General features: G+C 66.2%; 13 protein-coding genes. 3 read left to right on the top strand and 10 right to left on the bottom strand.

The window, feature by feature from the left end:
* Positions 1-24: 24 nt before the first annotated feature.
* The 3 genes from pyrH to rpsB all read right to left on the bottom strand — a co-directional run bounded on the left by pyrH (position 25) and on the right by rpsB (position 2,782).
* Complete coding sequence (gene pyrH, locus BJP32_RS05675; RefSeq protein WP_003164613.1) at positions 25-762, bottom strand: UMP kinase; 738 nt, start codon at positions 760-762, stop codon at positions 25-27.
* A gap of 138 nt (positions 763-900) precedes the next feature.
* Complete coding sequence (gene tsf / locus BJP32_RS05680; protein ID WP_003164612.1) at positions 901-1,839, bottom strand: translation elongation factor Ts; 939 nt, start codon at positions 1,837-1,839, stop codon at positions 901-903.
* A gap of 100 nt (positions 1,840-1,939) precedes the next feature.
* Entirely contained in the window at positions 1,940-2,782 is an 843-nt protein-coding gene (gene rpsB, locus BJP32_RS05685) for a 30S ribosomal protein S2 (protein WP_003164611.1), read from the bottom strand.
* Between the two features lie 217 nt (positions 2,783-2,999).
* Here rpsB and BJP32_RS05690 point away from each other — a divergent pair, with 217 nt between their 5' ends.
* Positions 3,000-4,193: a S41 family peptidase gene (locus BJP32_RS05690; RefSeq protein WP_046653585.1), complete on the top strand. Its 1,194-nt coding sequence runs from the start codon at positions 3,000-3,002 to the stop codon at positions 4,191-4,193.
* Here BJP32_RS05690 and BJP32_RS05695 read toward each other — a convergent pair whose 3' ends face one another.
* The 3 genes from BJP32_RS05695 to BJP32_RS05705 form a co-directional block, all read right to left on the bottom strand.
* Positions 4,194-4,559, bottom strand: coding sequence for a GFA family protein (locus BJP32_RS05695; protein WP_076223237.1), 366 nt, complete (start codon positions 4,557-4,559; stop codon positions 4,194-4,196).
* A complete protein-coding gene (gene dnaE / locus BJP32_RS05700) occupies positions 4,559-8,014 on the bottom strand; it encodes a DNA polymerase III subunit alpha (protein ID WP_046653587.1) in 3,456 nt (1,151 codons plus the stop codon). Before dnaE ends, BJP32_RS05695 begins: the two co-directional genes overlap by 1 nt.
* Positions 8,015-8,246: 232 nt before the next feature.
* Positions 8,247-8,765, bottom strand: coding sequence for a response regulator transcription factor (locus tag BJP32_RS05705; RefSeq protein ID WP_233126733.1), 519 nt, complete (start codon positions 8,763-8,765; stop codon positions 8,247-8,249).
* Here BJP32_RS05705 and BJP32_RS17615 point away from each other — a divergent pair.
* On the top strand, positions 8,730-9,458 hold the full coding sequence (locus BJP32_RS17615; RefSeq protein ID WP_233126735.1) for a hypothetical protein: 729 nt from the start codon (positions 8,730-8,732) through the stop codon (positions 9,456-9,458). The genes BJP32_RS05705 and BJP32_RS17615 overlap by 36 nt on opposite strands.
* Here the strand turns inward: BJP32_RS17615 and BJP32_RS05715 are convergent.
* The 4 genes from BJP32_RS05715 to BJP32_RS05730 are packed head-to-tail and all read right to left on the bottom strand — an operon-like array spanning position 9,455 to position 13,144.
* Positions 9,455-10,198 (bottom strand): ABC transporter ATP-binding protein, encoded by a 744-nt coding sequence (locus BJP32_RS05715; protein ID WP_003164606.1) that lies wholly within the window; start codon positions 10,196-10,198, stop codon positions 9,455-9,457. The two genes, BJP32_RS17615 and BJP32_RS05715, sit on opposite strands and share 4 nt — an antisense overlap.
* Positions 10,191-11,504 carry a lipoprotein-releasing ABC transporter permease subunit gene (locus BJP32_RS05720; protein WP_076223239.1) on the bottom strand — a complete coding sequence of 438 codons (1,314 nt, stop codon included), beginning with the start codon at positions 11,502-11,504 and terminating at the stop codon, positions 10,191-10,193. The genes BJP32_RS05715 and BJP32_RS05720 overlap by 8 nt, the downstream gene beginning before the upstream one ends.
* Entirely contained in the window at positions 11,501-12,817 is a 1,317-nt protein-coding gene (gene proS / locus BJP32_RS05725; RefSeq protein WP_046653590.1) for a proline--tRNA ligase, read from the bottom strand. Before proS ends, BJP32_RS05720 begins: the two co-directional genes overlap by 4 nt.
* Before the next feature lie 60 nt (positions 12,818-12,877).
* Positions 12,878-13,144 (bottom strand): DUF1467 family protein, encoded by a 267-nt coding sequence (locus tag BJP32_RS05730; protein ID WP_003164603.1) that lies wholly within the window; start codon positions 13,142-13,144, stop codon positions 12,878-12,880.
* A gap of 75 nt (positions 13,145-13,219) precedes the next feature.
* Between BJP32_RS05730 and BJP32_RS05735 the strand changes: the two genes are divergently transcribed.
* Positions 13,220-13,579, top strand: a complete 360-nt coding sequence (locus BJP32_RS05735; RefSeq protein WP_003164602.1) for a 5-carboxymethyl-2-hydroxymuconate Delta-isomerase — start codon at positions 13,220-13,222, stop codon at positions 13,577-13,579.
* Positions 13,580-13,603 lie beyond the last annotated feature (24 nt).

The raw sequence follows: 13,603 nt of genomic DNA on the forward strand, positions 1-13,603 counted from the left end.
CCTGTCGTTAGATGACGAAGCCGCTCAAGCGGCCTTGTTGGTGATGACGGTGAAGGTGCCTTCTCCCGTCAGCGCCTTCTGAATCGATCCTTCCTCGCGGATCGAGAAGACCACGATCGGAATGCCGCTGTCGCGCATCAAGGCGATGGCCGAGGCGTCCATGACGCGCAAGTCCTTGGCCAGCACTTCCTGATAGGTCAGCGTCTCATAGCGGGTGGCCGTGGCGTCCTTCTTTGGGTCGGCGGTGTAGACGCCGTCCACGCTGGTGCCTTTCAGCAGGGCGTCGCAGCCCATTTCGGCTGCACGCAGGGCCGCGCCCGAGTCCGTGGTGAAGAAGGGAGCGCCGACGCCCGCGGCGAAGATCACCACGCGGCCCTTCTCGAGGTGGCGCAGGGCGCGGCGGCGAATATAGGGTTCGGCGATGGCGGCCATGGGGATGGCGCTCTGGACCCGCGTATCGACGCCGATCTTCTCGAGCGCGCCCTGCATGGCCAGGGCGTTCATGATGGTCGCCAGCATGCCCATGTAGTCGGCGTTGGCGCGATCCATGCCCGCCGCCGCCTTGGACAGGCCCCGGAAGATGTTGCCCCCGCCGATGACCAGGCAGATCTCGACGCCCTGACGCGCCACCGCGGCGACGGCGGCGGCGACCACGTCCACGGTCGGCATGTCGATGCCATAGGGCTGGTCGCCCATCAGCACCTCGCCCGAGACCTTCAGCAGGACGCGCTTGTAACGAAACTCAGAGGGGGCGTCGGGCATGATCAGGGGTCCGTGGATACAGGGGGTTAGCATCCGCGCGAAGTGAATCGGCGGCTCATCATAGACGAAGGGCGCGTCAGCCTTCAAAGCCGAACGCGCCCTTTTGAAATTTCTTCCCTTTCGGGAAGACGTTTCGAGTTAGTTGCCGCCCGTCATCGAGGCGACTTCCGACGCGAAGTCGGGGGTTTCGACCTTCTCGACGCCTTCACCCAGCGCCATGCGGACAAAGCCGGCCAGTTTCAGCTCGGAGCCCAGCTCCTTGCCGGTGTTGACGACCAGCTGCTCGATGGTCACGTCCGGGTCCATGACGAACGGCTGCTTGGTCAGCACCACGTCCTTCTGGAACTTGTTGATCTGACCTTCCACGATCTTTTCGATCATGTTTTCCGGACGGCCTTCTTCCTTGGCCTTCTCGATCAGGACGGCGCGTTCTTTTTCGATCGCGGCCGGGTCCAGGTCCGAGGTGTCCAGCGCCAGCGGAGCCGTGGCCGCCACGTGCATGGCGATCTTGCGGCCCACTTCACGCAGGGCTTCCTTGTCGCCGGCGCCTTCCAGGGCGACCAGCACGCCGATGCGGCCGACGCCCGGCGAGACGGCGTTGTGGACGTAGCTCGAAACCACGCCTTCACCGACCGACAGGCGAGCCGCGCGGCGCAGCTGCATGTTCTCGCCGATGGTGGCGATCAGGTTGGTGACTTCGTCCTGAACCGTCTTGCCGTTCTCCAGGGTCGCGCCGTGGATGGCTTCCACGCCGTCGTGGTGCAGACCCAGCTGAGCGAATTCCTTCGCCGCCGACTGGAACAGGTCGTTGCGGGCCACGAAGTCGGTTTCGGCGTTGAACTCGATGGCCGAGGCGACTTCGCCCTTGCCGTCTTCGCGCACGGCGACGGCCACCAGGCCCTCGGCGGCGACGCGGTCGGCCTTCTTGGCGGCCTTGGACAGGCCCTTGGCGCGCAGCCAGTCGATGGCCGCTTCGATGTCGCCGTTGTTCTCAACCAGCGCCTTCTTGCAGTCCATCATGCCGACGCCCGAACGCTCGCGAAGCTCCTTCACGAGGGCGGCAGTGATCTCGGCCATGTCTTTCTCCTGAAATTCAAAATGGGCGGCCGGACTGTTTAGCCCGGCCGCATGTCAAGTTGACGTCGGTCCGGCGCGCGGCGGCGCCGGAACGTCAGTCTCAGCCTTCGACCTTCTCGGCCTCGGCGGCGACCAGCTCTTCAGCCGCGCCTTCAGCGCCCGCCGGAGCGGCCTCGGCCTCAACCACGACGGCTTCGCGCAGGGCCGGCTCGACCGGAGCTTCCGAAGCGCCCAGGTCGATGCCCTGAGCGGCGGCGCCGGCGGCCAGGCCGTCCAGGACGGCGTCAGCGATCAGGTCGCAGTAGGTCTGGATGGCGCGCGCGGCGTCATCGTTGCCCGGCACCGGATAGGTGATGCCGTCCGGGTCCGAGTTGGTGTCCAGGATGGCGATGATCGGGATGTTCAGCTTGCGGGCTTCCTGGATCGCGATCGCTTCCTTGTTGGTGTCGATCACGAACATGATGTCCGGCACCGAACCCATGTCCTTGATGCCGCCCAGCGACAGCTCCAGACGGTCCTTCTCGCGCTGCAGGGTCAGCAGCTCTTTCTTGTTGCGGCCTTCGCCGCCGCCTTCAACGATGCCTTCCAGTTCGCGCAGGCGCTGGATCGAGTTGGAGACGGTGCGCCAGTTGGTCAGGGTGCCGCCCAGCCAGCGGTTGTTCATGTAGTACTGGGCGCAGCGCGTGGCGGCCTGCGCGACCGGGTCGGCGGCTTGACGCTTGGTGCCGACGAACAGCACGCGACCGCCCTTGGCGGCCACGTCGCGCACGGCGACCAGGGCCTGGTGCAGCAGCGGCATCGTCTGCGACAGGTCGATGATGTGGATGTTCGAGCGCGAGCCGAAGATGTAGCGGTCCATCTTCGGGTTCCAGCGGTGCGTCTGGTGGCCGAAGTGAGCGCCGGCTTCCAGCAGCGTACGCATCGAGAATTCAGGCAGAGCCATGATCGTCTTTTCCTTTTTCCGATCAAACCTAGCGCGGGCGGTTAAAAGGATCGGCTGATCCCTCGGAACGGTGCAGGCCGGGATGTCTCCCCGGACCACGCCACGCCCACGTGCGAAGTGCGCCGCGCATCTAGGCGAAACGGCCGCAAAACGCAAGGCTGTGAAGATGATGGGCTTTTAACTTGTCGCCTTCAAGCGGCCACGGCCAGATGACGCCATGCCTCCTTCCCTTCGCCTGCTGTCCGCCCTGGCTTTCGCGCCGCTCGCCGCCGCTCCGGCTCCGTTCGCCAGGGCCCAGACGCCTGCGCCGGTTTCCGCAGAGGCCTATAGAAAGGATGCGCTGGCCCTGCCTGGGCTGATCGAAGCCCAGTACGCCTATCCGGAGCGCCTGCCAGGCGGCCGGTTTCTTTCGTCACTGCAGCTGACGGCCCAGGGCGAGGCGGTGCATGACGCCGCCTCTCTGCTGAAGTACGCCGAGAACGCCCTCACGGCGCTGGCCGACCATCACGCCATCACCGGCTCGTCCTTCGCCGACAGCTGGGCCGTGGTTCCCAGCTATTCGGATCTCTGGATCGAGCGAGTCGCACCGCACTGGATCATCACCGACGTCCGCGACGGATCGCCTGCGGCCGAAGCCGGCATTCGCCCCGGCAGCCGTCTGCTGGCCGTCGGCGATCAGCCCATCGACGACGCCGTCGCCGCCTTCTGGAGCGAGATCGGCCTGACGTCCGAAGGCGAGCGCGCCGCCTATGCCGCCCGCGTCCTGGTCGCCGGGCGACGCGACCGCCCTCGCGACCTGATGATCGAGACCCCCGACGGGTCTCGGCGTCGCCTGACCCTGCCTAATCTCTACACGATGCGGCGCGACCGCCCCCCGGTGGAGAGCCGACAGGTCGACGGCGCCCTGGTCATCCGCATCAATGACGCGCTCGGCGACCGCGCGACCATCGCCGCCTTCGACCAGGCGATGACGACGGCGCTGCCCGGTCAAACCCTCGTCCTCGACCTGACGGAGACGCCCAGCGGCGGCAACACCGTCGTCGCCCGCGCCATCATGGGATGGTTCGTCGATGCGCCGTCCGCCTACCAGATCCACAGCCTGCCCGCCGAAGCATGCGAAACCGGGATCGAGCGGCGTTGGATCGAACAAGTCCTGCCGCGCCCAGGCAAACGCCATAGCGGCCCTGTCATCGTCCGCGTCGGACGCTGGACCGGCAGCATGGGCGAAGGCCTGGCTATCGGCCTCCACGCCCAGGGCGCGCATGTCGCCGGCCGGCCGATGGCGGGCCTGCTCGGCGCGGTCTACGACCTGCGCCTTCCGAACAGCGGACTGGTCATTAAAATTCCTGTCGAACGACTCTACGCCGTCGACGGAACTCCGCGCGAACAGTTCAAGCCTCAGCCGGATTGATCAGAAGCTGCGTCCGTCCACGCGCTGTGCGGTCCAGTCCCACGGCTCCACGTCGGTCAGGGTGCGGATGTTGATCACCGCAACCTCGCTGCCGTCCGGGGCCTCGCCGTAACCGAACGGCTGCACGCCACAGGTCTTGCAGAAACGATGCTCGATCTTGTGCTGATTGAAGAAGTAGGACGTCGTCTCGCCCTCCCCCTTCGTCAGGCGAAAGGCCGAGCGGGGCGCAAAGGCCAGAACGAACCCCTTGCGATAGCAATGGGAGCAGTTGCACTCCATCAGGCCGTCCAGCCCGACATCCACCTCATAGGCCACCGCGCCGCAATGGCACGACCCGGCATGGGTCTTCGCGCTCGTCTCGCTCATCAGGCGTCCTCCAGCATCACCACCCCCGGCGCCGACTTCAGCGCGCCGCGCAGCGCCGCGTCCAGTCGGTATCGTCCCGGCAGCTTGATCTCGACCTCGGTGCGGCCGCCCAGCGTCGCCTGCAGCCAGACCTCGCCGCCCTTGCCCTGCGCTCGCGCCCGGTCCAGCCGCGCCTTCAGCGCCTCGGCGTCCGCTGACTGAGCCGACAGGATGACGCGCAACCCGATCTGGGCGTCGTCCAGCAGCACGTCCATGCGGCTGGCGTCATCGCCGAAGAAGCGCACCTCGCCATCCGCCGCCTTGGCCCGAACCTTGACCAGAACCGACGTCCCGACCTCCAGAACCTCGCGGCACCGCCGAAGCTGTTCAGGCGGGAACAGGCATTCGAACTCGCCCGTCGGGTCCGAGAAGGTGACGAAGGCGAATTTCTCGCCGGTGCGGGCGCTGGCCCGCTCCTGACGGCGGCGCACCACACCAGCCATCTGGAAGGCTTCATGCCCCGCCTCGGCCAGCCCTTGCGCCTCGGCCACGAAGGTCACGCGCTTGCGTTTCAGGGCAGGCGTCAGCTCTTCCAGCGGGTGACCCGACAGATAGAAGCCGACGGCGTAGAGTTCCTGATCCAGCTTGTCCGGCCCGGCCCACGGCTCCATGCTCTTCAGACGCGGCCGCGCGGCGGCGGCCTGATCGGCGCCGAACAGGCTGACCTGTGACGAAGCGCGCTCGGCCGCCACGCTCTGACAATAGGCCATCAGCACATCGGCCTGTTCGAACAGCTGACGGCGGTTCGGGTGGATGCTGTCGAAGGCTCCGGCCCGCGCCAGGCCTTCCAGCGCGCGCTTGTTCACCGCCTTGGGGTCGACCCGTTCCAGGAAGTCGAAGATGTCGGCGAACGGCCCGCCCGTCTCGCGCACCTCGATGACGTGTTTCATCGCCTCCAGGCCCACGTTGCGGATGGCGCCGAGCGCATAGAGCACGCTGCCCTGCCCGTCCTTCCACGACACGTCGAAGTCGGCGGACGAGCGGTTGATGTCCGGCGCCAGCACCGGAACCTCGAATCGGCGGCAATCCTGATAGAAGACCGCCAGCTTGTCCGTGTTCGACAGATCGAGGCTCATCGAGGCGGCGAAGAACTCGACCGGATGATTGGCCTTCAGCCAGCCCGTCTGGAAGGAGATCAGCGCATAGGCCGCCGCGTGCGACTTGTTGAAGCCGTAGCCCGCGAACTTGGCCACCAGGTCGAAGATGGAGCCGGACTGGGCCTCCGGCACGGACTTCTCGGACGCGCCCTTGACGAAGCGGGCCCGCTGGAAGTCCATCTCCTCCTTCTTCTTCTTGCCCATGGCGCGACGCAGCAGGTCGGCCTCGCCCAGGCTGTAGCCCGCCAGGATCTGGGCGATCTTCATCACCTGTTCCTGGTAGATGATGACGCCGTAGGTCTCGGTCAGCACCTCCTTCAGGCTGGGGTGCAGGTAGTCGACCTCCGCTCGGCCGAACTTCCGGTCGATGTAGGTGTCGATCATCTCCATCGGCCCCGGCCGGTAGAGGGAGATCAGGGCGGTGATCTCTTCGATCGAGCCGCAGCGCATCTTGCGCAGGGTGTCGCGCATGCCCTGGGATTCCAGCTGGAACACCCCGACCGTCTGCCCCGAGGCCATGAGCTCATAGGTCTTGGGATCATCCAGCGGCAGCAGACCCCAATCCTGAGCCGCACCGCGCCGTTCCAGATAGCTCTTGGCGCGGTCCAGCACCGTCAGCGTCTTCAGGCCCAGGAAGTCGAACTTCACCAGGCCCGCCGGCTCGACCCACTTCATGTTGAACTGGCTGGCCGGGATGGTGGAGCGCGGATCCTGATACAGCGGCACCAGTTCCGTCAGCGGCCGATCGCCGATGACGATGCCCGCCGCGTGGGTCGAGGCGTTGCGGTAGAGGCCTTCAAGCTCCAGCGCCGTCTCCAGCAGCGCCTTGACGGCAGGCTCGGCGTCACGCGCCTCGCGCAGGCGCGGCTCCAGGTCGATGGCCTGGGCCAGGGTCACGGGGTTCGCGGGGTTGGCCGGAACCATCTTGGCTAGGCGGTCCACCTGGCCCAGCGGCATCTGCAGCACGCGCCCCACGTCGCGCAGCACGGCGCGCGCCTGCAGGGTGCCGAAAGTGATGATCTGAGCCACCCGGTCCTTGCCGTAGTGGTCCTGAACGTAGTCGATGACCTCTTCGCGCCGCTCCTGACAGAAGTCGATGTCGAAGTCGGGCATGGAGACCCGTTCGGGGTTGAGGAAGCGCTCGAACAGCAGGCCGAACCGCAGAGGGTCCAGGTCGGTGATGGTCAGCGACCAGGCGACCAACGACCCGGCCCCAGAGCCCCGCCCCGGCCCCACCGGGATGTCATGCAGCTTGGCCCATTTGATGAAGTCCGCCACGATCAGGAAGTAGCCGGGGAACCCCATCTGCTGGATGATCCCGACCTCCCATTCCAGGCGGGACCAGTAGTCTTCCTCGGGCGCATAGGCCTGGTTCTTCTCCAGCCGCGCCTTCAGGCCTTCGCGCGCCTGGTGCGCCAGTTCGTCGTCTTCCGAACGACCTGCGCCGGTGTCGAAGCGCGGCAAGATCGGCTTGTGCGTCTTGACCAGGAAGGCGCAGCGGCGCGCGATCTGAATGGTGTTGTCGCAGGCCTCCGGCAGATCGGCGAACAGTTCGCGCATCGCCTCGGCCGACTTGAACCAGTGCTCGCCGGTGACGCGACGGCGATCCTCCTGGCCCGTGAAGGCGCCGTCGGAGATGCACAGCAAGGCGTCATGCGACTTCGCCTGGGCCGCCCTGGCGTAATAGACGTCGTTGGTCGCGACCAGCGGCGTGTCATTGGCGTAGGCCCATTCGACCAGCCCGCCCTCAGCCAACGTCTCGCTGGACAGTCCGTGGCGTTGCAGTTCGACATAGAAACGGTCGCCGAACACCCGCTTCATCTCGGCCAGGGCGGCGGCGGCCTCCGCCGGCTTCTTCTGCACGAACAGAGGATCAATGGGGCCGTCCGGCCCACCTGACAGCAGGATCAGCCCTTCGGACTTATCCACAACCTGCCCCCAGGGCACGCCCGGCTCGGCCATTTCGCCCGCGTCCAGATAGGCGGCGGACGACAGGGCGCACAGGTTGAGCCACCCCTGCTCGTTCTGGGCGATCAGCACGACCGTCGGCGTCTTGGCCCAGCGTTGGGCGACCTGCCCGCCGATATCGAGCACCGGCAAGGCGCAGGCGACGATAGGCTGGACGCCCGCATCCTTGGTCGTCTGGCTGAACTCAAGGGCCCCGAACAGGTTGGCGCGGTCAGCCACGGCCACGGCCGGCATTCCGGCATCGGCGGCCATCTTGCCGATCTTGCCGGCCTTGATGGCGCCTTCCAGCAGCGAATAGGCGCTTCGGACCCGCAGGTGGACAAAGCCCTGACTGTTCACCGCATCCGCCAATCGAAAACTCCGCATCGCAGCGCCCGATCATACGGGCGCATCGTCATCATGCAGGGAGTCGCGCCTCAGTGGGCGCGGTCATGTCACCAGAAAGGCCGCCTGCCAGACCATCCAGACGAAGCCGCCGCAGGACGCAAGCGACAGCAGATCCCTCACCCAACGCGTCATCGGATTTATCCCCAGATCAAATGTTGCCCATTTGTTCTAGGTTGCCTCTTTGTTCTCGTCAACCTCAATTCGCGAGGAAGCCGAGCCGGGTCAGCGCCGAGGCTAGAGCCGCCGAGTTCGGGGACTGAGTCTTGCGCAGCAGGCTTGCACGGAAGAACTCCACCGTGCGCGGGCTCAGTTCCAGGTTCTGGGCGATCTGTTTGGTGGTCAGACCCTCGACCAGCATTTCGGCCACCTGTCGCTCGCGGCGGGTGAAGGTCAGCTCTTCACGGGCCGGGGCGGACGCGAGGGCCTCTGCGCCCCGACGCAGGGCGCGCACCAGTTCATCGATTGTGACGGGTTTGGGCAGAACATCATCCACGCCCAGGCGCATGGCGTCGACCGTCGTCCGCACGTCGACGAAGGCGCTGACGACGATGACGGCGTGGCGGTTCAGGGCGCAAAAGGCGGCCACGAGATCCAGCCCCTCGACGCCCGGCATCTTCAGATCAGCGACGAGGCAGGTCGAATCCGCGTCTGACGCCCACATCAGCGCGTCGAGCGGGTCGTGGAAACCGACGGCGGGGAACCCCGCGTCGCGCACCGCCAGAAGGGTCAGCTCCAGCAGCGCCCGATCATCGTCAATGATGGCGATTTCACCGATGGCGCGCCCAATCCTATCTGCATCCTGTCCATGTCGACCGCCGTCCACGCCATCACGCATCATGTCGTTGAAACTACGCAAGGCCTGACGCGGGAAAAACCTCGTAGTCCCACGCAGTTGATCCCGTGCGGGCATACGCAGAACGATATTTCGGTTACGCTGAGGCGAACATGGAGGCTGGCTGTGTTGCAAAGCGCCGTATTCCTGACCCGGTCTCCGTCAGGATTCGCGCAAAGCGCACGGTGGCCGGCCCTGATCGACATGCGGCGCGACCAAGCCCGGTCGTTGGGCCTCGCCGGCGTGGCGGCAAGCGTGGACGATGTCATCATCTACGCCATGGAAGGATCGCCCGGCGCTCTTGACGGCTTCCTTCAGCTGCTCGGCGCCAGTCCCTGTGAAACAGCGCCGATGCAGGCCTGGCGACAGACGGTGCAATTTCGCATCCACCGTGTCTTGGCGCTGTCTCACCCCCTGCTCAGACCTGATGAGACAGCGGTCCTGCAACGCGCGATCGACCCGGTTCATCCCCGATATGCCGACATCCCGCCGCTGCTGGGCGCGGCCGCGCTGCACTGGGCCATGATGCCCTATCGCACGCCGCTGCAGGCGACGACGCGGCTCATCGCCTCCTAATAGGCGTGGCTTTCGGCCGCGCGCTGCTCCAGGTGGCCGTCCTTCAAGGCGAAGACGCGGTCCATGTGACCGGCCAGCTCCATGTTGTGCGTGGCGATCAGGGCGGCGACGCCCGTGGTCTTGGCCAGTTCGCGCAGGGCCTCGAACACCGCCTGGCTGGTGACGGGGTCCAGGTTGCCGGTCGGTTCGTCGGCCAACAGCAGACGCGGGCTGTTGGCCAGGGCGCGCGCGATGGCGACACGCTGTTGCTCGCCCCCAGATAGTTGCGCGGGTTGGTGCGTGACCCGCTGTCCAAGACCCAGCGAGGTCAGGGTTTCGGTCGCGCGACGACGCGCCTCTCCTTCCCGCACGCCTGCGATCCGCATGGGCAGGGCTACATTGTCCAGAGCGTCGAACTCCGGCAGCAGGTGGTGGAACTGATAGACGAAGCCGATGCGGTGCAGACGCAGGCGCGTGCGCGCGCGTTCGTCCAGACCGCCGACGTCCTCGCCGTCGATCAGCACCTGGCCGCTGGTCGGCCGCTCCAGCAGGCCCGCCGCGTGCAGCAGGCTGGACTTTCCCGAGCCGGACGGACCGATCAGGCCGACGACCTCGCCTGGCATGACCTCCAGGTCGACGCCCTTCAGCACCGTCAGCCCGCCCTGGGCCGTCGGATAGGTGCGCGTCACACCGCGCAGCGACAGGATGGCGCCGTTCGCTTCCGTCGCGACGGCGGGCTTCTTCTTCAGCAGCTTATTCAAAGCGCAGGGCCTCCACCGGATCGATGCGCGACGCGTTCCACGACGGCGGCAGGCTGGCCAGGCAGCTCATGAAGAAGGAGAAGACCGCGACCCAGGTCACGTCCCACGGGTCCACCTTGGCCGGAACAGAATCCAGCATATAGACCTCGGCGTTGAACAGCTGGACGCCCAGCAGGCCCTCGAGGAAATGCTGGATCGCGCCGATGTTCCAGCAGAACAGCAGGCCCAGAACTAGGCCCGCGATGGTGCCGCCGATGCCGATGGCCGCGCCCGACATGAAGAAGATGCGCAGGATGGACGACTGGCTGGCGCCCACAGTACGTAGGATGGCGATGTCGCGCGTCTTGTTCTTCACCAGCATGACGATGCCGCTGATGATGTTCATGGCGGCGATGGCGACCACCATGCCCAGGATGATGCTCATGGCCACGCGCTCGACCTTCAGCGCGCCCCAGATGGCGGCCTGGCGGTTGCGCCAGTCGGTGACGACGCTGCCCGGTCCGGCCGCGCGCTGAACCGGCGTCAGCAGATTCTCGACCAGATCCGGTTCCGACACCTTCATCTCGATGACGTCCCAGACGCCGTCCTTGCCGAAGAACAGTTGCGCCTGCTCCAGCGGCATGAAGATGAAGGCGCGATCATAGTCCGCCGCGCCCGACGTATAGATTCCGCCGACGATATAAGTCTTCTCCAGCCCGCCCAGATTGCCGAATGCGCTGTCGGCTCCAGTCGGAGAATAGAGGGAAATGGGATCGCCTTCACGCAGGCCCATCTGCTCGGCGAGGCTCTTGCCGATCAGGACGTGATCGCCGCCGTACTGACCCTTGCCGAAACGCTCGCGCGCCTCGGGGGTCAGGCTGTCATAGACGAACTTGGTCGAGGCCAGATCCTGCGGCCGCAGGCCGCGCACGACACCGCCCGTGGCCGCCCCGCCCGCGCGGAACATGGCCGGGCTTTCGATCAGGGGCGTCACCGCCACCACGCCCGGCACGTCGGCGATCCGCTTCAGCGCGGCGTCGCGATCGGGCGCATAGAGCACCGGCCCCTGCACATACATATGACCGTTGAACGACAGGATCCGGTCCATCAGCGTGCCGCGGAAGCCCGCCATGATGCTCATCACGCTGATCAGCACCGCGACGGCCAGCATGATGCCGATGAAGCTGATCATGGCGATCAGCGCTACCCCGCCCTGCTTGCGCTTGGCGCGCAGATAGCGGAGCGCCAGCCCGATCTCCCAGCTGGAGAACGGGCCTGACCCTTTGGATGCGGGCGGCGGAGCGGAAGCCGTCGCGGCGTCGGTCATTTCGTGAGCAGCTCCAGGGCGGCGTCCAGCGACAGGCTCTGCTTCTCGCCGGTGGCGCGGCGCTTCAGTTCGACCACGCCGTCGGCCAGGCCCTTGGGCCCGATGGTCAGCTGCCACGGCACGCCGATCAGGTCGGCGGTGGCGAACTTGCCGCCTGGGCGCTCGTCCGTGTCGTCGTAGAGGACGTCCTTGCCGAGAGCTTCCAGCTTGGCCACGGCGTCTTCACAGGCGGCCGAGACGGCCTCGTCGCTGGCGCGCAGGTTGATCACCACCACGTCGAACGGCGCGACCGAGTCCGGCCAGATGATGCCGCCCTCGTCATGGCTGGCCTCGATGATGGCGCCCAGCAGGCGCGACACGCCGACGCCGTAGCTGCCCATGTGGACCTCGGTGTCCTGACCGTTCGGCCCGGCGACCTTGGCCTTCATGGCGGCCGAGTATTTGGTGCCGAAGTAGAAGATGTGGCCGACCTCGATGCCGCGCGCCGACAGGCGGTCGCCCTCGGCGGTCTGGGTCTCGAACTGGGCGGCGTCGTGCATTTCCTCGGTCGCGGCGTAGAGGGCCGTGCGCTCGTTGAACACGCTCTCCAGTTGCTCGACGCTGAGGTTGTGGCCGGGCGCGGCCATCTCGACCAGCTTGCGGTCGCAGAAGACCTCGCTCTCGCCGGTCTCAGCCAGGACGATGAACTCGTGGCTCAGGTCGCCGCCGATCGGGCCGGTGTCGGCGCGCATCGGCACGGCCTTCAGGCCCAGGCGGGCGAAGGTGTTCAGATAGGCGGCGAACATCCGCTTGTAGGCGATGCGAGCCGAGGCCTCGTCCAGGTCGAAGGAATAGGCGTCCTTCATCAGGAACTCGCGGCCGCGCATGACGCCGAAGCGCGGACGGCGCTCGTCGCGGAACTTCCACTGGATGTGGAAGAGGTTCAGCGGCAGGGCCTTGTACGACTTCACATAGGCCCGGAAGATATCCGTGACCATTTCCTCATTGGTCGGCCCGTACAGCAGTTCGCGCTCATGACGGTCGGTGATGCGCAGCATCTCCGGGCCATAGGCGTCGTAGCGGCCGCTCTCGCGCCACAGGTCCGCCAGTTGCAGCGTCGGCATCAGCAGTTCGACGGCGCCGGCCTTGACCTGCTCGTCGCGGACGATGCCTTCAATCTTGCGCAGCACCCGCAGGCCCAATGGCAGCCAGGCGTAGATGCCGGCGGCCTCCTGCTTGATCATGCCCGCGCGCAGCATCAGCTGATGCGACACGATCTGGGCGTCGGAGGGGGCTTCTTTCAGGATCGGCAGGAAGTAGCGCGACAGGCGCATGGGAGGATTCTCGGCAAATTCAGTCAGGCCCGAGGTTTAACCGGGCGAAGGGGGCGAAAGCTAGAGCGCGTTCGCGTGGGTGATATCGGGCACGGGGGTCCAGCCGATCCAGACGATGGCGACGATGACGAGCCAGACGATGATCGACACCCAGGTCGTGGTGATGAACTTCTTCTTGAGGTTCGGGTTCTTCGGCGCGCCCCACTGGGTCCCGTCCGTCGGCGGATCCTTGATCTGGTCCGACATCCCCAGCGGCAGAATCGCGAACAACACGATCCACCACACCGTCAGAAAGGTGGCGACCAAGGTGAAGGGGCCAAGGGGCATCGTCTCTAAAAGTCCGTTCATCGCAATCATCGTCGCGGCGCGATAAGGAGAGGCTCCGCAACAAGGACGCCCTGAATGCCACAGATTACGCTGGAACACTCCACCCATTTCGACGCGACCGACTGGCGCGCCCTGGCGCTGGAGATTCATCGCCTCTGTGTCGAGATGATCGGCGCCGGCCTTCCCGCGTGCAAGACGCGCATCGTACGCTGCGACCGCCTGATCATCGCCGACGGCGACCCGGACCAGGCCATGGTCCACTGCGACCTGCGCATCCTCAGCGGCCGCACCCAAGAGCAGAGAACCGCTCTGGGCGAAGCGGTGCTGGCGGCCCTGCTGGCCGGCGTCGCGCCCTACGACGGCCCCCGCCAGATCTCGATCGAGGTCGGACAGGTGGAGCGCGACGACTATCGGAAGGCGACGCTCGAAAGCTGATAACTATCCCTCCCCTTTTCGTGG

Origin of the sequence: Brevundimonas sp. ZS04, assembly GCF_001956865.1 — a bacterium.
GTDB lineage: Bacteria > Pseudomonadota > Alphaproteobacteria > Caulobacterales > Caulobacteraceae > Brevundimonas > Brevundimonas diminuta.

Bases quoted from the DNA above. Each gene is read 5' to 3' on its own strand.
- pyrH (WP_003164613.1), bottom strand. From the start codon at position 762: ATGCCCGACGCCCCCTCTGAGTTTCGTTACAAGCGCGTCCTGCTGAAG.
- tsf (WP_003164612.1), bottom strand. From the start codon at position 1,839: ATGGCCGAGATCACTGCCGCCCTCGTGAAGGAGCTTCGCGAGCGTTCG.
- rpsB (WP_003164611.1), bottom strand. From the start codon at position 2,782: ATGGCTCTGCCTGAATTCTCGATGCGTACGCTGCTGGAAGCCGGCGCT.
- BJP32_RS05690 (WP_046653585.1), top strand. From the start codon at position 3,000: ATGCCTCCTTCCCTTCGCCTGCTGTCCGCCCTGGCTTTCGCGCCGCTC.
- BJP32_RS05695 (WP_076223237.1), bottom strand. From the start codon at position 4,559: ATGAGCGAGACGAGCGCGAAGACCCATGCCGGGTCGTGCCATTGCGGC.
- BJP32_RS05720 (WP_076223239.1), bottom strand. From the start codon at position 11,504: ATGACCGACGCCGCGACGGCTTCCGCTCCGCCGCCCGCATCCAAAGGG.
- proS (WP_046653590.1), bottom strand. From the start codon at position 12,817: ATGCGCCTGTCGCGCTACTTCCTGCCGATCCTGAAAGAAGCCCCCTCC.
- BJP32_RS05730 (WP_003164603.1), bottom strand. From the start codon at position 13,144: ATGCCCCTTGGCCCCTTCACCTTGGTCGCCACCTTTCTGACGGTGTGG.
- BJP32_RS05735 (WP_003164602.1), top strand. From the start codon at position 13,220: ATGCCACAGATTACGCTGGAACACTCCACCCATTTCGACGCGACCGAC.